At 61.4% G+C, this 18,318-nt stretch carries 14 protein-coding genes; 7 read left to right on the top strand and 7 right to left on the bottom strand.

Annotated elements, in window-relative coordinates:
- Nucleotides 1–29 precede the first annotated feature (29 nt).
- The gene (locus BS300_RS10880) at nt 30–2,135 is read right to left on the bottom strand and encodes a methyl-accepting chemotaxis protein (protein ID WP_071912691.1); all 2,106 of its coding nucleotides are present in this window, start codon (nt 2,133–2,135) and stop codon (nt 30–32) included.
- A 142-nt stretch (nt 2,136–2,277) separates the two neighbouring features.
- Here BS300_RS10880 and nadA point away from each other — a divergent pair, with 142 nt between their 5' ends.
- Nucleotides 2,278–3,351, top strand: a complete 1,074-nt coding sequence (nadA, locus tag BS300_RS10875; RefSeq protein ID WP_071912688.1) for a quinolinate synthase NadA — start codon at nt 2,278–2,280, stop codon at nt 3,349–3,351.
- Between the two features lie 70 nt (nt 3,352–3,421).
- Here the strand turns inward: nadA and BS300_RS10870 are convergent, their stop codons facing one another.
- Both BS300_RS10870 and gap read right to left on the bottom strand, forming a co-directional pair.
- Nucleotides 3,422–4,288, bottom strand: a complete 867-nt coding sequence (locus tag BS300_RS10870; RefSeq protein WP_071912686.1) for a D-hexose-6-phosphate mutarotase — start codon at nt 4,286–4,288, stop codon at nt 3,422–3,424.
- 86 nt (nt 4,289–4,374) lie between these two features.
- Nucleotides 4,375–5,370, bottom strand: coding sequence for a type I glyceraldehyde-3-phosphate dehydrogenase (gene gap / locus BS300_RS10865; RefSeq protein WP_033113224.1), 996 nt, complete (start codon nt 5,368–5,370; stop codon nt 4,375–4,377).
- Nucleotides 5,371–5,717: 347 nt separating this feature from the next.
- Here gap and malQ point away from each other — a divergent pair, with 347 nt between their 5' ends.
- The 4 genes from malQ (at nt 5,718) to msrB (ending at nt 12,778) form a co-directional block, all read left to right on the top strand.
- Entirely contained in the window at nt 5,718–7,907 is a 2,190-nt protein-coding gene (gene malQ / locus BS300_RS10860; protein ID WP_071912684.1) for a 4-alpha-glucanotransferase, read from the top strand.
- An 82-nt stretch (nt 7,908–7,989) separates the two neighbouring features.
- Nucleotides 7,990–10,167 (top strand): 1,4-alpha-glucan branching protein GlgB, encoded by a 2,178-nt coding sequence (gene glgB, locus BS300_RS10855; protein WP_071912682.1) that lies wholly within the window; start codon nt 7,990–7,992, stop codon nt 10,165–10,167.
- Nucleotides 10,167–12,323 carry a glycogen debranching protein GlgX gene (gene glgX / locus BS300_RS10850; protein ID WP_071912680.1) on the top strand — a complete coding sequence of 719 codons (2,157 nt, stop codon included), beginning with the start codon at nt 10,167–10,169 and terminating at the stop codon, nt 12,321–12,323. The genes glgB and glgX overlap by 1 nt, the downstream gene beginning before the upstream one ends.
- Before the next feature lie 68 nt (nt 12,324–12,391).
- Nucleotides 12,392–12,778 (top strand): peptide-methionine (R)-S-oxide reductase MsrB, encoded by a 387-nt coding sequence (msrB, locus tag BS300_RS10845; protein ID WP_071912678.1) that lies wholly within the window; start codon nt 12,392–12,394, stop codon nt 12,776–12,778.
- 315 nt (nt 12,779–13,093) lie between these two features.
- Here the strand turns inward: msrB and chrA are convergent, their stop codons facing one another.
- Together chrA and BS300_RS10835 are read right to left on the bottom strand one after the other, a co-directional pair.
- Nucleotides 13,094–14,242 carry a chromate efflux transporter gene (gene chrA, locus BS300_RS10840; RefSeq protein ID WP_071912676.1) on the bottom strand — a complete coding sequence of 383 codons (1,149 nt, stop codon included), beginning with the start codon at nt 14,240–14,242 and terminating at the stop codon, nt 13,094–13,096.
- Nucleotides 14,243–14,314: 72 nt separating this feature from the next.
- The gene (locus tag BS300_RS10835) at nt 14,315–14,770 is read right to left on the bottom strand and encodes an NUDIX hydrolase (protein WP_071912674.1); all 456 of its coding nucleotides are present in this window, start codon (nt 14,768–14,770) and stop codon (nt 14,315–14,317) included.
- Between the two features lie 305 nt (nt 14,771–15,075).
- Here BS300_RS10835 and BS300_RS10830 point away from each other — a divergent pair, with 305 nt between their 5' ends.
- A complete protein-coding gene (locus tag BS300_RS10830) occupies nt 15,076–15,393 on the top strand; it encodes a hypothetical protein (RefSeq protein ID WP_041210257.1) in 318 nt (105 codons plus the stop codon).
- A gap of 62 nt (nt 15,394–15,455) precedes the next feature.
- Here BS300_RS10830 and BS300_RS10825 read toward each other — a convergent pair whose 3' ends face one another.
- Nucleotides 15,456–15,932, bottom strand: a complete 477-nt coding sequence (locus tag BS300_RS10825) for an Lrp/AsnC family transcriptional regulator (RefSeq protein ID WP_005304871.1) — start codon at nt 15,930–15,932, stop codon at nt 15,456–15,458.
- Nucleotides 15,933–16,250: 318 nt separating this feature from the next.
- Nucleotides 16,251–16,874 (bottom strand): metalloregulator ArsR/SmtB family transcription factor, encoded by a 624-nt coding sequence (locus BS300_RS10820; protein ID WP_071912672.1) that lies wholly within the window; start codon nt 16,872–16,874, stop codon nt 16,251–16,253.
- Between the two features lie 106 nt (nt 16,875–16,980).
- Here BS300_RS10820 and BS300_RS10815 point away from each other — a divergent pair, with 106 nt between their 5' ends.
- Nucleotides 16,981–18,210 (top strand): MFS transporter, encoded by a 1,230-nt coding sequence (locus BS300_RS10815; protein WP_071912670.1) that lies wholly within the window; start codon nt 16,981–16,983, stop codon nt 18,208–18,210.
- The last annotated feature ends 108 nt before the right edge of the window (nt 18,211–18,318 follow it).

Below are 18,318 nucleotides of genomic sequence, written 5' to 3'. Positions count from 1 at the left end.
GATATCGCGGGCTTTTGTTTGCATCACCATCAGGTACGCAGCCGCTCCAGCTGGCTGGCCAGCGCCGTTGCCGCTTGCTCCAGCGTTTCGCTGAGCTGATGGCTGGCATTGGCCTCCTGACCAATCACGTTGGCGGTGTCGCCAATACGCATCAGGTTCTGGTTGATGTCGTCGCTGACGGCGCTCTGCTGTTCGGCAGCCGTAGCGACCTGGCTGATATGGTCGTGGATCTGCTGGATCTGGGAGACGACCAGATTGAGCGCCTCGAATGCCTGCTCGGTTCCCTGCACGGTAGAGCTGGAGCGCTCGATGCCGGTATTCATCAGGCGCTGGCTACTGTTCACCTCGGCCTGCAAGCTACCAATCAACTGACCTATCTCGTCGGTTGACGCCCTTGTCTTGGTCGCCAGTGCCCGCACCTCGTCCGCTACCACCGCAAAACCGCGCCCCATGTCGCCAGCGCGGGCAGCCTCGATGGCGGCGTTCAGAGCCAGCAGGTTGGTCTGCTCGGCGATGGCCCGGATCACATCGAGGATCCGGCTGATATTGGCGCTGCGCTGGGCCACCAGTGCCACCGCCTTGTCAGCCTCGTGCATATCCTCAACCAGGGTATGGATCTCCTGCCGCGCATTGCTCAAGGTCTGCTGGGCACTGTTGATGTGATGGGTCGCAGCCTCCGACTCCTCGGCAGCCTGCTCGGCATAGCCTGCGACGCTGACCGCGGTAGTGCTCATCTCGTGCATGGCACTGACCACACTCTCCAGCTCCAGATGCTGTTCATCCAGACTCTGGCGCATGGTGTTGGCGGTCTGCTTCATGCCTCTGGCCTGATCGTTAACCTGCTGCCCTATCTCCTTGCTGCTCTGCACCATGCCACGCAGCTTGCCAAGGAAAGCGTTGAGATGCCTTCCCAGCTCTATCAGTTCTGCGTGAGTATCAATCTCTATCTTCTGGGTCAGGTCCCCCTCGTTGCTGGAGAGGTGAGAAACATGACGGCTGATCAGAGCCAGCGGCGCAGTAATGGTCTGGATAAACCAGATCAGCAGGCCAAGCACCAGCAGCGTGATGACTCCCATGGCCATCACCTGCTGCTGCTGGGCACCCTGCAGCAGGGCGCCCAGATCGCTGCTGATGCTGCGCGCCTTGCTCAGCGCCAGCGCCTTGGGCACCTTGATCATCAGCCACCACTGGGCATTGGCGACATCAACCCGGATCGGCTGCTCGAGGATAAAGTCACTGTCACTGCTGACCGGCTGGCCAGTCGGCAGGGCTAGGCCCACCTCCTTGAGCGGACGACCCAGCTTGTTGGCGTAGCGGTTGCTGCCCACAATCAACCCCATCTTGCTGACGATGGTGACATCCGCCTTGTTGTCATAAAGGCTCTTGCCCAGCGTTTCGGCCAGTTGCTGGAAGATGGGCAGGTTCATGTCGACCCCGGTCAGACCGACAAATTTGCCGTCGTGAAGAACGGGCACGGTCAGACTGGTCATCAGCATCTTGTTGCCCGGGCTTATCTCGTAGAGGTAGGGCTCCATCAGGCAGGGTTGGCGGGTATCGCGGCCACAGAGATACCACTCGCTATTGCGGATGCCAAATTCGTTGAGGGATGTATCGAACTTTGCCTCGCTGGCAGCCGCATCGATCGGCTGCTGGGTAACGGCGCCCCCCTGACCCTTGGTGAAATAAACCTCCAGGCTCCCCTTGCCCGCCACCGAGTGGCTGGCTCCGGCCACCCAGTTGGCGTCCTCGCCATCGTAACCGTTCGGCTCAAATTGGGCATAGATGGAGCTGATCCCGCTCGCCTGCTGCAAGCTGCTGCCAAGCAGCGACTCCACCTGTGGCCGTGACAAGCGCTGTTCCGGTTTGGCCATGGCCGCTTCAATCTGGGCAGTGACCGTCAGGGGGATCTGGTAGGAGTTCTGCATCAGAGAGGATATCTGGATGGCATAGCGCTCAGCCTGATATTGCAGGCTGTGGGAGACCTCCTGCTCCAGCGCATCGCTGGTCTGGGTCATCACCATGGTACGAAGAGAACTGAAAGAGGCCGATTGCAGCAAGGTCATGGCCAGACCGGTGAGGAGAAAGAGCCCCATGGTCAGACACAAGAGCTTGAACTTGAGTGAACGTTGCTTCATGCGGCAACTCCTTATGGCAAGAGTAACAACGAATAAGTTGAGTATATTCCCCTACTTGCCACTCACCCGATTTGTTGATGGGTTTGCAGCCGGCTTCTGGTTATAATTTTTGCCTTCCCGAGCGTTGATGGAACAGTCGCAAATGAGCAATGCACTGAGCAGTATCCCACCGGTAGTCGAAATGGACTACCCCTTTCCGGCCAAACCGCAGCCCCTGAGTGCCGAGCAGAGAGCCGCCCTGACGACAGAGATCAAGGCACTGCTCAAGGAGCGCAAGGCGGTGCTGGTAGCCCACTACTACACGGATCCCGAGATCCAGGCGCTGGCCGAAGCCACTGGCGGTTTTGTTGGTGACTCGCTGGAGATGGCCCGTTTTGGCCGCGATCACGAGGCTCAGACCCTGATCGTCGCCGGGGTGCGCTTTATGGGCGAAACCTCCAAGATCCTGAGCCCCCACAAGCGGGTGCTGATGCCGACGCTGGAGGCCGAATGCTCGCTCGATCTGGGCTGCCCCATCGAGCAGTTCTCCGCGTTCTGCGATGCCAACCCGGATCATACCGTAGTGGTCTACGCCAATACCTCGGCTGCGGTCAAAGCGCGGGCTGACTGGGTCGTTACCTCCAGCATCGCGCTCGAGATCGTCGAACACCTTGACAGTCTGGGTCACAAGATCATCTGGGGCCCGGATCGCCATCTGGGTGCCTATATCGAGAAGAAGACCGGCGCCCAGATGCTGCGCTGGCAGGGCCACTGCATCGTCCACGACGAGTTCAAGGCCCGCGCCCTGCGCGAGCTGAAAGAGCAGAATCCGGACGCTGCCGTGCTGGTTCACCCGGAATCCCCCGCCTCGGTGATCGAGCTGGCCGATGCGGTCGGCTCCACCAGCCAGCTGATCAAGGCAGCCAAAGAGCTGCCCCAGCAGAAGCTGATCGTGGCGACCGACCGGGGCATCTTCTACAAGATGCAGCAGGCTTGTCCGGAGAAAGAGATGGTAGAAGCCCCCACCGGTGGTGATGGCGCCACCTGCCGCAGTTGTGCCCACTGCCCCTGGATGGCAATGAACGGTCTGGTGGCGATCAAGGAGGCGCTGACCGATGGAGCCGAGCGCCACGAGATCCATGTCGATGAAGCGCTGCGGGTAAAGGCCCTCATCCCGCTCGACCGCATGCTCAACTTCGCTGCCGAACTCAAATTGAAAACCCGGGGAAACGCCTGATTGCCGGGATAACGAGATGCAAAGAGGGCTCCCGCGGGAGCCCTCTTTATTTAGCTGAACTTCATCCTGCTCAGATGAGCACGGTAGAGAAGCTGTGCTCCTCATCCGGCGCGACGGCCACCCCCGCGTCGCCAGCAATGGCGGCTTCGACACAGAGCATGGTGCGATAGCCGTCATCGCTCATGTCGGCCATGGCGGTAGCCCCTTCCAGCCAGGGGGTCCAGACCACTGTGCTGTCATGGTTGCCACTTACCACCCGGATCTCGCGCTCGCCATCCTGTACGCGTACCAGCGCCTCAGGCTGCCAGTAGACCCGATCCAGCGGCCCGTTCAGGGTCAACGCCCCCTGCTGCTGGCCATTCAGACCGGTCAGCTTGTCGGCATAGGGCTCGCCAAGGCCGGTGACGCTCACCGCCTCCGGTGCGCTGATCTGCAAATAGGTGTGCAGCGCCCCGCTATAGACCAGCGGCTGGCTACCGGTATTGCGAGTGGTCAGCACCAGCGAGAGCTCCTTGCCGACCAGCACATCCAGCTCCAGCTCGAAGGCGTGATCCCACAGGGCACGGGTGGCGTCGCTGTCGCGCAGAGAGAGATGGACGAGCGTGCCGTCGGCATGGTCGGAGACCCCGTCCAGCATCCAGAGGGTGGTGCGGGCAAAACCGTGGGAGGGCTTGCCGCTACCGACACGGGCCGGCGCCGGGCCAAACCAGGGCCAGCAAAGCGGAATACCGCCACGGATCGGCTTGCTGCCATCCAGCACCGCCTTGTCGCTCAACCAGATGGAGGCTGGCTCACCATGGCGCTGATAGGTGAGCACGTGACCACCAAACAGGCTGATCTCGGCCTTGGCATAGTCGTTGTTGACGGTGAGAACGGGCAGGCCGGCTGCATTGTTGGCGAGCTGGCAGCTGGCTGTCAGGGGACGAATGGATTGCATGAGGACTCCTGTCATCAGGGAAACCGGAAAACAAAAAGGCGGCCCATGGCCGCCTTTTTTCAAGCTACGCGATTGCGCATCCCAAATTACTTGGTGATGTGAGCGATCAGGTCCAGAACTTTGCTGGAGTAGCCCATTTCGTTGTCGTACCAGGATACAACTTTAACGAACTTGTCGGTCAGCTGGATACCAGCTTTGGCGTCGAATACGGAGGTCTGACGCTCACCCAGGAAGTCGGTAGATACAACTTCGTCTTCGGTGTAGCCCAGAACGCCCTTCATGGAGCCTTCGGAAGCAGCTTTCATCGCTTCGCAGATTTCTGCGTAGGTGGCAGCTTTCTTCAGGTTAACGGTCAGGTCAACAACAGACACGTCCGGAGTCGGAACACGGAAAGCCATACCGGTCAGCAGGCCTTTCAGTTCCGGGATAACTACGCCAACAGCCTTGGCAGCACCGGTAGAGGACGGGATGATGTTCTGAGCCGCGCCGCGGCCACCGCGCCAGTCTTTGGCAGACGGACCATCAACGGTCTTCTGGGTAGCAGTGGTAGCGTGAACGGTAGTCATCAGACCGGATTCGATACCGAAGGTGTCGTTCAGTACTTTGGCGATCGGAGCCAGGCAGTTGGTGGTGCAGGAAGCGTTGGAAACGATGTCCTGGCCAGCATAGGTAGCGTGGTTAACGCCCATTACGAACATCGGGGTCGCGTCTTTGGACGGGCCAGTCAGAACAACTTTCTTGGCACCGGCAGCGATGTGCTTGCGAGCAGTCTCGTCGGTCAGGAACAGACCGGTAGCTTCGGCAACAACGTCAACACCGATTTCGTTCCAACGCAGGTTGGCCGGGTCACGCTCAGCGGTAACACGTACGGTTTTGCCGTTTACAACCAGGTTGCCGTCTTTAACTTCAACGGTACCCTTGAAACGACCGTGGGTAGAGTCGTACTTCAGCATGTAAGCCATGTAGTCAACATCGATCAGGTCGTTGATACCAACAACTTCGATGTCAGAACGCTCGCAAGCCAGACGGAATACGAAACGACCGATACGGCCAAAACCGTTAATACCTACTTTGATAGTCATATTTAGTTACCTAACTGTTCAGTAGTCAAAGAAAATTCCGCTTGTAAATTTACTAGAACTCTCTGGTGAGTCAACCAACATTCTGTCTGAAATTGCGCTATATCATGAAAAACTGTGAAATTTATTTTCTGTTTATGTAACTGATTACCACGTTTTGTCGAAAAAGAGGTCAGTTGTTGCATCGCCCGGAGATCGACAATAGTGCCTGCCACGTCACACAACCGTGATGATGGATATGTAAAAATGTGCGCGGTTTAGCATGGCCCATAGAGCCACTGTTCAAGTACCACCCCATAAAAATCAAACAAAATAGTATAGATAGAATCCACAGCGGGAATTCTCAAACTATGACCACCCTGATTGAACAGCTGGCTGCCGCAAAAGGCATTGCCAGCGAGTATGTCGATGCCTGGGGCCAGCCGGCTCAGGTATCCGAAGAGAGCAAGGCTGCCATGCTGGGCGCAATGGGCTATCGCGTCGATGACGAAGCAGCCCTGATGCAGCAGCTGGAAGAGGAACATCGCCAGCACTGGCTGCGAGCGCTGGATCCCGTCATGGTGGTTCGCACCGGTGACGCCATCACGCTCGAAGTCCGCCTCCCCATCGAATTCGTCAATGACGCCCTCACCTGGCAGCTCAAGCTGGAGCAGGGCGGCGAGCTCTCAGGCCAGTTCACCCCCATCGAGGGCGAGCTGGTTGGCGTGGCCGAATTTGAAGAGATGGAGTGCCAAGCCTACCGCGTGACGCTGGAGATGGCTCCGGAACTGGGTTATCACGAGCTGGTGTTGCTGGAAGATGGCAACGACGAGCCGCTGGCCACCATGCGCCTCATCGTTGCACCCAAGGCGTGCTACAAGCAGGCACCTATCGCCAATGGTCGCAAGGTGTGGGGCCCGAGCGTGCAGCTTTACTGCCTGCGCAGCCGCCACAACTGGGGTATCGGCGATTTCAGCGATCTCGGCCAGCTGGTCGAGAAAGCGGCCGACTGGGGTGCCCACTTCGTCGGCCTCAACCCCATCCACGCCCTCTATCCGGCCAACCCGGAGAGCGCCAGTCCCTACAGCCCCTCTTCCCGTCGCTGGCTCAACGTGGCCTACATCAATGTGGAAGCGGTGCCCGAATTCCAGAGCAATGCGCGCCTGAAAGCTGACGTGGCGAGCCCCGCCTTCCAGCAGCATCTGGCCGATCTGCGCGCCAAAGAGAACGTCGATTACACCGGCGTCGTCGAGACCAAGATTGGCATGCTGCGTCAGGTGTTCGACGATGCCACCCTGAGCGCCGAGCGTCAGGCCGCCTTCGATGCCTTCGTCGCCGCCGGTGGCGACAGCCTGCAACAGCAGGCTGCGTTCGATGCCCTGCAAGCCTATTTCTATGGCAAGGGCGAGAATGCCTGGGGCTGGCCGGTATGGCCGGAGCAGTTCCGCAACTACCACAATCCCGCCGTTGCCAAGTGGATGGCCGAACACCAGCAGGATGTGAATTTCTACCTCTACCTGCAATTCCTGGCCGACGAGCAGCTGGCGCAAGCCGATGCCCGTGCCAAGGCTGCCGGCATGGTGATGGGGATCTACCGCGATCTGGCGGTTGGCGTCTCCGAAGGCTCCACCGAGATCTGGGCCAACCAGGATCTCTACTGCCCGAAAGCCTCGGTCGGTGCGCCGCCCGATATCCTCGGCCCGCTTGGTCAGAACTGGGGTCTGCCCCCGATGAACCCGAACAGGCTGTTCGAAGCGGCCTACCAGCCGATGGTGGATCTGTTCCGTGCCAACATGCGCTCCTGTGGTGCACTGCGCATCGACCACGTGATGGCGTTGCTGCGCCTGTGGTGGGTGCCGCCCGGAGAGTCTGCCGCCAAGGGCGCCTACATCTACTATCCGGTCAACGATCTGCTGGGCATCCTGGCTCTCGAATCCCACCGCAACCAGTGCCTGCTGATCGGCGAAGATCTGGGTACCGTGCCGGAGGGGATCGATGTGACCCTGAAGGAGAACGGCGTCCACTCCTACAAGGTGTTCTTCTTCGAGCGCTCCAAGGCCGATGGCGGCTTCATCTCTCCGGCTCACTATGCCGAGCAGGCGATGTCTGCCCTGACCACTCACGACATGCCAACCCTCAAGGGCTTCTGGCACTGCGATGACCTGGCGCTGGGCCGCCAACTGGGTTTGTATCCAGATGAAGATGTGCTGAAGAGTCTGTATGCTGATCGCCACCAGGCCAAACAGCGGATCCTCGACAGCCTGCATGGCCACGGTGTCATCCCCGAGAGCATCAGCCATGACGTGAACTGGGTCGGTATGAATACCGAACTCAACCACGGTCTGCAGATCCACATGTCCCGTGGCAGCTGCGCCCTGTTCAGTACCCAGCTGGAAGACTGGCTGGAGATGGACAAGCCGGTCAACGTACCGGGCACCAGTTACGAATACCCCAACTGGCGCCGCAAGCTCTCCACCGACCTGGAAGATATTTTTGCCAATGAGGCACTCAAGGCACTGGCCGGCAAGATGAGCCGCGCCCGTGATGAGGCCAGTCGTTGAGCGGTTGTCCGCTACAGCCGACTCACTTAAATCCGCTCCGGCTCAGGCCGGAGCGGACGCTCTGTCATGAAAGGAAATCTCGATGCTCGTTGAACGTTTGGTTGCTGCCCGCTGTTCCGATCCCTTCTCACACTTAGGCCTGCAGGCCAATCCGGATGGGCCCGGCCTCAAACTGACTGCCTGGTTGCCTGATGCCGTTGAAGTTCGCGTCAAGGATCTCAAGTCGGGCAAAGTTGTTGCCACCCTGGCGCCCACCGATGAATCGGGTCTTTTTGAAACTGTTTTCACCCGCCGCAAGAACGCCTTCCCCTACCAGTTGCTCGTCAGTTACGCAGAAGCGACTGCCGAAGTGATCGACCCCTACCAGCTTCAGGATGCCGCCTGGTCGGGTCTTGCCGAACTGACCGCCCAGCCGGAAAACCTCTACCACACCCTTGGCGCCCAGCTGCGCACCGTGGAGCATCTCGGTCAGCAGGTGGAAGGGGTCCGTTTTGCGGTCTATGCGCCGAGCGCCACCTCGGTGAGTCTGATCGGCGATTTCAACTTCTGGGATGGCCGTCGCCACCCGATGGAGCGCAGCCAGTGCGGTCACTGGGTGCTGTTCGTGCCGGGCATCAAGGCCGGGGATCGCTACAAGTTCGAACTTAAAGATCCCATGGGCAACCGGCTGCCGCACAAGAGCGACCCGGTCGGCTTCTACTGCGAGCAGTACCCCTCGTTCGCCTCCGTGGTCTATGACCACGACCAGTACCAGTGGCAGGATGCCGCCTGGCGCGAGAGCCAGCTCAACGACAAGCGCGAGCAGCCGCTCTCCATCTATGAGCTGCACGTCGGCTCCTGGAAGCGTCACCCCAACGGCGACAGCCTGAGCTGGCGCGAGCTGGCGGTGGAGCTGGTCACCTACATCAAGGAGATGGAGTACACCCACATCGAGCTGCTGCCGGTCTCCGAGCACCCCTTCAGCGGCTCCTGGGGCTACCAGCCGGTGGGCATGTTCTCCCCCACCAGCCGCTACGGCACGGCTGATGATTTCAAATACTTCGTTGACCAGTGCCACCAGGCCGGGATCGGCATCATTCTGGATTGGGTACCCGCCCACTTCCCGTCCGACGCTCACGGCCTGGCCCGTTTCGACGGCACCCCGCTCTATGAGTACGAAGATCCGCGCCGTGGCTGGCACCCGGACTGGAACTCCTACATCTACGACTTCGGCCGCAACACCGTGCGCCAGTTCCTCGTAGCGAGCGCCCTGTTCTGGCTCGACAAGTTCCACATCGACGGTCTGCGGGTCGATGCAGTCGCCTCCATGCTCTATCTGGATTACTCCCGCAACGCCGGCGAGTGGGTACCGAACGTCGATGGCGGCAACCACAACTACGAGGCGATCAGCCTGCTCAAGTGGACCAACGAGGAGGTCTATCGCAAGTACCCCCACACCATGACCATCGCCGAAGAGTCCACCGCCTTTGCCGGGGTCTCCCGTCCCACCTTCCTCGGTGGCCTGGGTTTTGGCTTCAAGTGGAATATGGGCTGGATGCACGACACCCTCACCTATATGCAGAAAGAGCCGATCCACCGTCGCTACCACCACAACGACATGACCTTCTCCATGGTTTACCACTATGACGAGAACTTCATCCTGTCGCTCTCTCACGACGAGGTGGTACACGGCAAGCACTCCATGCTCTACAAGATGCCGGGCGACGAGTGGCAGCAGGCCGCCAACCTGCGCGCCTACATGGGCTTCATGTACGGCCACCCGGGCAAGAAGCTCAACTTCATGGGCACCGAAATTGCCCAGAGCAACGAGTGGAACCACGATGCCCAGCTGCCCTGGCACCTGCTGCAATATCCCAAGCACGGCGGCCAGCAGCGGTTGATCCACGATCTCAACCACCTCTACCGTCATGAGCCTGCCTTGTATCAGGCGGACTATGAGCAGAACGGCTTCCGCTGGCTGGATCACAACGATGCCGACAACAGCATCTTTGCCTGGCTGCGGGCGGATAAAGAGGGCAAACAGGCCATCATGGTGGCGTGCAACTTCACCCCGGTGCCGCGCATCGAATACCGGATTGGCGTACCGGCGGCGGGCCACTATCGTGTGGTGCTCAATACCGACAGCGAGTATTACTGGGGCAGCAACTATGATGTGGGTCTGGTCTTCGCGGCCGAGCCGACCCCTTGGCAGGGGATGGCACACAGCATAGTGCTGGATCTGCCGCCACTGGCGACCTTGTTCATCAAACAGGAGTCCTGATGCTGGTAATGGAAAAAGGGTCGGGCTACCCGCTGGGGGCCCGTCTTGACGAGAACGGTTGCAACTTCTGCGTCTGGGCTCCCCAGTCGGACAAGGTGGAACTCTGTCTGTTCGACGAACAGGAGCAGGAGCTGGCGCGCCTCGAGCTGCCCGGCCGCCGCGGCCAGTATCGTTTTGGCTATGTCAGCGGCGTGCAAGCAGGCCAGCGCTACGGCTACCGGGTTTATGGCATCCCCCAGGAGGGGATGCTGTTCGACCCGCAAAAGCTGCTGATTGACCCTTATGCCCGGGCGGTGAGCCGCCCCACCTACTGGGACAACGCCCTCTATCAGGGTGACAGCGCCGCCATGATCGCCAAGTCGCTGGTGGTGGATGACGCCTTTGACTGGCAGGGGGTGAGCAAACCGGCCATCTGCCACTCGCGCACCATTCTCTACGAGGCCCACGTCAAGGGCTTTACCCGCCAGCACCCGGGGATCCCCAAGGAGCTGCAGGGCACCTATCTTGGCATCTGCCACCCGCTGATGATCGAACACATGAAGTCCCTCGGCATCACCTCGCTGCAGCTGATGCCGGTGGCCGCCTTCATGTCGGAGCCCCGGCTGGAAGAGCTGGGACTGACCAACTACTGGGGCTACAACCCCATCGCTTTTTTTGCCCCCGAGCCCCGTTACGGCACCAGACAAGACGATGCCGTGACCGAGTTCAAGACCATGGTGCGCGAGCTGCACCGGGCCGGGCTCGAGGTCATTCTGGATGTGGTCTACAACCACACCGCCGAGTCGGGCTTCGACGGCCCCATGCTCTCCTTCAAGGGCTTTGACAACGCCGGTTACTACGCCTTCGAGGCGGGCTCCCACGGCCCCGATTACACCCGCCACGCCAACGTCACCGGCTGTGGCAACAGCGTCAATCTGGATCACCCCAACACCCTGCGACTGGTGCTCGATGCCCTGCGCTACTGGGTGACCGAGATGCAGGTGGATGGCTTCCGCTTCGATCTGGCGGTGACGCTGGCCCGCGAAGCGGGCGAGTTCGACCCCATGGGTGCCTTCTTCAAGGCGGTGATGGCCGACCCCGTGCTGTCACAGGTCAAGCTCATCGCCGAACCCTGGGATATCGGCCCCTTCGGCTATCGCCTCGGCCAGTTCCCGAGCCAGTGGCTGGAGATCAACGACCGCTACCGCGACACGGTGCGCTCCTTCTGGCGCGGCGATGCGGGCAAGATGGGTGACTTTGCCACCCGGCTGGTCGGCTCGCGAGATCTCTTCCCGAAAAACTGGCGCTCGCCCCACACCAGTGTCAACTACCTCTGCTATCACGACGGCTTCACCCTGGAGGATCTGGTCTCCTACAACCAGCGCCACAATCAGGCCAACGGCGAGGATAACCGCGACGGCCACGGCAACAACCTCTCCAGCAATCACGGCGTCGAGGGGCCGACCCTGGATCCGCGCATCAACAACCTGCGCCAGCAGCAGAAGCGCAACCTGATCGCCACCCTGCTGCTCTCCCAGGGCACCCCGCACTTCCTCGCCGGCGACGAGATGGGCCGCAGCCAGCTTGGCAACAACAACGCCTACTGTCAGGACAACCAGATCAGCTGGGTCAACTGGCAGTGGCGCCCGGAGGATGAGCGGCTGTTCGCCTTCACCCAGCAGATGATGGCGCTGCGGGTGGAGTCCACCGTCTTCTCCAACCTGCAACTGAGCGATGACAGCTGGCACGGCACCGCCACCAGCTGCCATCAGGTCAACTGGTATCACCCGGATGGCCACCAGCTCACCGATCAGGATTGGCACGCTCCCATGGGGCAGGCGTTTGCCATGGATATCGGCATGATCAACTGCGTCGGCGAGCGCTGGTACGTGCTGTTCAACGCCAGCGACTACGACATCCAGTTCCGCCTGCCACCACCGGGGGAAGGGCTGGAGTGGATCCAGACCATCGACACCGCCACCAACGACGGGCTGCCGTTCCTGCCCGACGATATCAAACGTCAGGTGGCGGTCGGCCGCGCCCACTCCCTCAAGCTGCTGGAGCGGGTGGCACTGGCCTGTACGGCAGAGGATGCCCAGCCACCGGAGCAGGCGCAGCTACCGGCATCCAGTGCGGACATGGCTGAAACCCCGATCACAGATCCGGGCAAACCATAACAAGCATGCTGGAGTCAGCTTTACGGAGTCGCTATGCTGGGTTCCGTTATTGATGGCAAGGAGTCGGTATGAGCAGTAACAACCCGGAACAGTGGCGCAGCAAGCTGAGCGCCGAGCAGTTTCATGTCTGCTGGGAGAAGGGCACCGAGCGCCCCTACAGCGGCGCCCTGCTTCACAATCGCAAGAGTGGCGACTACCTCTGCGTCTGCTGCAAGAGCGTGCTGTTCCACTCGGATGCGAAGTTTGACTCCGGCTGCGGCTGGCCCTCGTTCGACCGCGCCATCGAGGGAACCGTGACCTACACCGAGGACAACAGCCACGGCATGAAGCGGGTGGAGATCACCTGCAGCCAGTGCGGCTCCCACCTCGGTCACGTCTTCCCCGACGGGCCGACCGAGACCGGCCAGCGCTATTGTGTCAACAGCCTGAGCCTCGACTTCGAGCCGGACGCCTGAGCCCGACCAGATACAGAAACGGCGCCTCCATCATGGAGGCGCCGTTTCTGTATCTGCCTGACAGGATCGGGAGCCCTCTGTAAGCGGCGATCACCGCCCCCGGAGCCTGCCGCACCGCCAAACCAACACTATAAATTTGATTTATGGATTTTTGCTGCATGACCCAATTTTTCCTTATACCAAGCCAGTCACAGCCTCCCTCGCCTTTCGCGGCATGTCGGCTGCCGCCACAGGCCAGCGCCCGATCCGCTATGGACTGTTAACAGCGAAACGCCAAGCGACATCCATTGAAAAGCGCAGCAGGGAACATTCCCGTCACACCTGCAACAGAGCCGCCAGTACCAGCAACCCTGCGATGGCCGGCACCGGCAGCTTCACTACCCGCAACAGATAAAAGCCGATAACTGCCAGCGCCAGATCGGTCGGTGCCAGCACGGCGCTCTGCCACACCGGCTGATAGAGCGCGGCCAGCAAGAGCCCCACCACGGCGGCATTGATGCCAGCGACTGCCCCCGCCAGACGGGGCCGCGCCAGCCACTGCTGCCAGCAAGGCCCCACCGCCCAGAGCAACAGAAAGCCGGGCGCAAAGAGCGCCAGCGTCGCCGACAAGGCCCCGAGCAGCGGCGTCCCGGGCAACAGCTGGGCGCCAAGGTAGGTGGCAAGGGTAAACATGGGGCCCGGCACCAGCTGGGCCAGACTGTAACCGGTCAGGAACTGCTGCTCGCTGAGGGTGTGACCCACGCTCTCGGCCAGCAGCGGCAGCACCACGTGGCCACCACCAAAGACCAGCGCGCCCGCCCGATAGAAGTCGGCCACCAGCTGGCCGAGGGGGCCACCCAGCAGCGGCAGGCCAAAAAAAAGGGCGGCAAAGAGCAGCAGAAGCAGCCAGTTTGGCTGACTGGTGGTGGCCAATCGTGACTCGGCAGCCCCTTGTGCCCCCTCCCCGCGCTGGAAGCGGGCCGAGAGCAGCGCGGCGAGCGCCAGCATCCCCAGCTGGGTCAGCAGGCCGGGCTGCCACCAGAGCGCGGCGGCAGTTGCCACCATGATCCCCTGAGCCAAGCGGTTGCCGCAGAACTGGCGGCTCATGGCGAGCACGGCATCGGCCACCACGAGCAGCGCCAGCAGCTTGAGGCCGTGCAGGGCGCTCGCCAGCCAGAGATTGCTGCCCACCAGCGCCACCCCGAGGGCGGCCACCAGCAGCAGGATAAAAGAGGGAAGGGTGAAACCGACAAAGGCGGCCAGCGCCCCGCCCAGACCGGCACGATAGCGGCCGATGGCAAAGCCAAGCTGGCTGGAGGCTGGCCCCGGCAGCAGCTGGCAGAGCGCCAGCAGGCGGGCAAACTCGCTTTGCTCCAGCCAGCCCAGACGCTGGACAAAGGTGCGCTGGAAATACCCGATATGGGCGGCCGGGCCGCCAAAACTGACGCATCCCAACCACAAAAACCGCCAAAAGACCTCGCCCACGCTGCTGCTCCCGTCCCTTTCACGCCGATGGAGAGGAGATAATATGACAGCGCGATGATCTTTTTATGACAATCAGGCTGATCCGGCCGACACCATGGCCACATCACTTGGCAGATAGCAGCGCCCCGCCAGCCAGCAGGCGATCGACTGGCGACTGGCATCGAAGTGGGGTTCGGGCAGCGCGCGCGGATCGCACCAGACCCAGCCTTCGCACTTCTCCGGCTCCAGCAATTGGGGCTCCCCCTCTACCTCGGCCAGCAGGGTGACCGAGATATAGTGCAGGCCGCTCTCGCGCCAGGTCTCCAGATTGTTGGTCACCGCCACCACCTCGGGCGCGCTGATCGCCAGCCCGGTCTCTTCGGCCACTTCGCGGATCGCCGCCGATTCGAAGCTTTCACCCAGCTCGAGATGACCGCCCGGGATGGACCAGTAGGGGGCGTGGCTCCCCTTGCGCTTGCCAAGCAGCACCAGACCGTCGCGGTTGGTCAGGATGACGCCGACACCGACGCGGGGATAGGGGGTGGACATGAGCGAGCCTCCTCGATGGCGCAATGAAAACGGCCTACCTTAGGGCGGATAAACGGGCAGGACAAGCCTGCCGGAGGCGCTGCACGCCATCAACCGCAAAAACGGCCCGCAGAGAGATACGCCAGCAACGACCGCCACTACGGAGCAAGCCGCCAGAGAGTGTGATCTCTGCGCCATAAAATGACGAAAGTGGTACCGGATATCGATTTTTTAGCGATCCCGGTTCCACTTTGCGGTTTTGTTCATAGAGCGCTCAGTTTTCTCTTCCCATACTGGCCCCACAGTTCCAAAAGAGGAGAGACAAGATGGAGTCATCATTGGTCGGGCTCTCCATTCTGTGGGGGCTAGCCAGTTTTGGTGTTCAGGGGGATTTCATCGAGAGCCGTGATTCCGTTGCGCCATCCTGGCAAACCGGATCCAGAGTGGAGATGGAAGGTTATCTGATTGAATCGCTTGGCGAAAATCGCTGGCTGTTCGACAACGGCAGCGAGAGTCTGCAGGTCTCCCTGCCCGACGGGGCCTGGGTGCCCGCCGGCGAACGGCTGCGGGTAAGCGGTGCGCCGCAACAGGATCAGAGCGGCTGGCTGCTGCAGGTGGAGCAGGTCCGCGAAGTGGCCGTCTGACCGGCAACCGGTTAAACAAAGAGGAGGCATTGGCCTCCTCTTTTGCTTTGGTCGCCCCGCCGTTAGCCGAGGTGGTTGAGCGGCAGCGCCGTCTTGTGCTTGATGCGGCGCAGCACGAAGCTGGAGCGCACACCGGTCACCCCCGGAATATGGGTCAGCTTGTCCAGCAGGAAGTGCTGGTAGTGCTCCATGTCGCGCACCACCACCTTGAGCTGGTAGTCGGCATCGTTGCCGGTGATGAGATCACATTCGAGCACTTCGGGCAGCTCGCTGATGGCACGGTCGAAGTTTTCGAACCGCTCCGGCGTGTGTCGGTCCATGGAGATATGAATGTAGGCGGTGAGGGTGAGACCAAGCTGGCGGGCATTGAGCAGGGTGACGTGGGTGTCGATGAGACCGGCATCCTCCAGCGCCTTGACCCGACGGGAGCAGGGTGACGGCGAGAGCCCCACCAGCTCGGCCAGTTCGAGATTGCTGATGCGGCCATTCTCCTGCATCAGTTCCAGAATGTGTCTGTCTATGCGATCCAGTTTCAGCATTACCCCTTCCTCGTTGCAATGACTAATCCACTTTTCCTAGGTTAAGGGTGAACTATTGCAAAAACAACCGAAATAAGTGGCTACTTTGCAACCACTCACTGGCACGGGAGGGATACTATGGTTACATCTTCCGGTGGCAAGACAGATACCTGACCGGGTCTCTGTGGCGAAGGACCTTACCGGGTCAAGAGCCCCATCAGCCGTCTCACCTTATCGGGCAACGACGGGCTGGAACGAGAGCATCCACTCCCCCGAAGGCAACAAAGCAGGCATCCCGGCGCCTGCTTTGTTGTTTTTGGAGGGTTGCCAACGGCGCTATCAGAGCGCGGTCGGCGTGATGCGATAGAGGCAGCGGTGCGCACCATCCAGCAGATACTGCTCCCGCTCCACCGTCGCCGGTGCCAGCAGCTGGCGAAACAGCGCCAGCTCGCTGCGACAAAAACCGCGGCAGCTGCGCGCCGCCGCACAGATGGGGCAGTGACTCTCCCACAGCAGCCAGCTGCCATCCTCCTCACGGCGGATCTCCGCCATATAGCCTTCGCGGCTGCGCAGCTCCCTGAGCGCCTCCAGCCGACCGGACAACCCCCTGTTGCCCAGCGTCTGCTGATAGCGCGCCAGCATCTGCTGCTCCCGCTGCAGGATCAGCCGCTCCATCCCCTCCTCGCCAAACAGCTCGCGCACGTTGTCGATCAGCTGCACGGTCAGGTCGCTATGGGTATCGGGGAAGCGCTGCCAGGCCTGCTCGGTGAGCTGCCACAGCCGCACGGGACGACCGCGTCCGCGCGCCTCGTCGCTGAATGTGACCCACCCCTCCTGCTCCAGTGCGAGCAAGTGCTGGCGGGCGCCCATGGAGGTCATCTGCAACTGCTCCCCCAGCGCGGCGGCGCTCTGCGGGCCATGGCTCTTGAGCAGAAACAGGATCTTGTCGGTGCTTGCGTTCATGACCCCATTATGGGGAGCCCCCTTTATTAAATCAACAATTCACTTTACTTAATACCGATTATCACCCAGCATAAATAAACCAATTACTTTACTTAATAGGTGCAACATGGCGAAACAACAGCACAAAAACCCCCTCTGGGTGCTGGTGATGACGGTCACGCTGGCGGTCGCCGGCTTCAGCCTCCCCTCCCCGGTATTGGCTCCCTTGCTGCTGGATCCGGCGCAGGGGATGCTGACGCCGGAAGCCTCCGACTGGAGCCGCAAGGTGTGGCTGGGGGTCATCATGGGGCTCTATCCCCTGTTCCAGCTGGTGGGCAGCCCCTGGCTCGGGCGGCTCTCCGACCGCTACGGCCGCAAGCCACTGCTGCTGCTCTCGCTGGCTGGCGTGCTGACCGGCTATGCCCTGATGACACTCGGCATCGCCTGGCGCTCCCTCCCCCTGCTGCTGCTCAGCCGGGTGGTGGAGGGGCTGTGCAACGGCAACATCGCCATCGTGCAGGCGATGGCGGCGGATCTCGCCGGCAAGGAGCACAAGGCGCGCAGCTTCGCCTGGATCAATATCGGCATGAATCTGGGCTGGGTGGTGGGGCCGGTGATCGGGGGCTACGCCGCGGTGATCTCGGGGGATTACAGTCTGGCGGCCTGGCTGGCCGTCGCGATGACCCTGCTCAACCTGCTGCTGGTGCTCTGGCTGGTGCCCCATCGCCCGCCGGTGGCGGCCGCCCGGCAGGCACCGACCCTCTCCAGCCGCCAGCTGTTGCTGCAGCCGGCCCTGCTCCCCTACTTCGCCCTCACTCTGGTCAGCTATGGCGCGGTGCAGCTCTACTTCACCTACTTCAATATCTGGCTGGTGGAGCGGCTGGCGTGGGATCCGGCCCAGCTGGCGCAGGCGGCGGTGCTGGTGAGCCTGCCGATGATGGCGGGCTCCTGGCTCGGCTCACGGATTGCCCGCCACTGGCGCGGCAGCACTCTCGGCATCGTCGGCCATCTGGTGATGGCGAGCGGCATGCTGCTCTTTATCCTGCCGAGCCACTGGTGGGGACTGGCGCTCACCTTCATTCCGGCTGGCATCGGCATGAGTCTGGGGGAGCTGGCCACCTCGGTGGCGGTCTCCAACCGCAGCCATGCCGAGCAGCAGGGACAGGCGATGGGGCTCTACCGCGCCCTCGCGGTGGGCAGCGAGATCCTGGCGGTCGTGCTGGGTAGTCTGGTGCTGCTGGCAGGGAGCGAATGGCCCTTCTACCTCGCCACCCTGTGCGCTCTTGCCAGCGCCGCCGGTTTCTATCTGCTGCGCCAGCGTGCCGACCGCCGCCAGCAGTTGGCCAGCTGCGCCTGAGCCGGCAAAAGATCACAGTTCGGCGCTCCGCCATGCGGCAAAACTTGCATCGGGGCGCCGGGTCTGGGACGGTAAGGCTCTTGCTGGTTTGTTCGATGCTGGAGGAGT

It is taken from the genome of Aeromonas sp. SCS5 (assembly GCF_001887375.1).
GTDB classification, from domain to species: Bacteria; Pseudomonadota; Gammaproteobacteria; order Enterobacterales; family Aeromonadaceae; genus Aeromonas; species Aeromonas jandaei.
Note: the sequence above shows the minus strand (reverse complement) of the source record. Positions and strands in the feature narration are given on the sequence as shown.

Coding starts and splice junctions, on each gene's coding strand:
- BS300_RS10880 (WP_071912691.1), bottom strand. CDS start 2,135: ATGAAGCAACGTTCACTCAAGTTCAAGCTCTTGTGTCTGACCATGGGG.
- nadA (WP_071912688.1), top strand. CDS start 2,278: ATGAGCAATGCACTGAGCAGTATCCCACCGGTAGTCGAAATGGACTAC.
- BS300_RS10870 (WP_071912686.1), bottom strand. CDS start 4,288: ATGCAATCCATTCGTCCCCTGACAGCCAGCTGCCAGCTCGCCAACAAT.
- gap (WP_033113224.1), bottom strand. CDS start 5,370: ATGACTATCAAAGTAGGTATTAACGGTTTTGGCCGTATCGGTCGTTTC.
- malQ (WP_071912684.1), top strand. CDS start 5,718: ATGACCACCCTGATTGAACAGCTGGCTGCCGCAAAAGGCATTGCCAGC.
- glgB (WP_071912682.1), top strand. CDS start 7,990: ATGCTCGTTGAACGTTTGGTTGCTGCCCGCTGTTCCGATCCCTTCTCA.
- glgX (WP_071912680.1), top strand. CDS start 10,167: ATGCTGGTAATGGAAAAAGGGTCGGGCTACCCGCTGGGGGCCCGTCTT.
- msrB (WP_071912678.1), top strand. CDS start 12,392: ATGAGCAGTAACAACCCGGAACAGTGGCGCAGCAAGCTGAGCGCCGAG.
- BS300_RS10835 (WP_071912674.1), bottom strand. CDS start 14,770: ATGTCCACCCCCTATCCCCGCGTCGGTGTCGGCGTCATCCTGACCAAC.
- BS300_RS10830 (WP_041210257.1), top strand. CDS start 15,076: ATGGAGTCATCATTGGTCGGGCTCTCCATTCTGTGGGGGCTAGCCAGT.
- BS300_RS10825 (WP_005304871.1), bottom strand. CDS start 15,932: ATGCTGAAACTGGATCGCATAGACAGACACATTCTGGAACTGATGCAG.
- BS300_RS10820 (WP_071912672.1), bottom strand. CDS start 16,874: ATGAACGCAAGCACCGACAAGATCCTGTTTCTGCTCAAGAGCCATGGC.
- BS300_RS10815 (WP_071912670.1), top strand. CDS start 16,981: ATGGCGAAACAACAGCACAAAAACCCCCTCTGGGTGCTGGTGATGACG.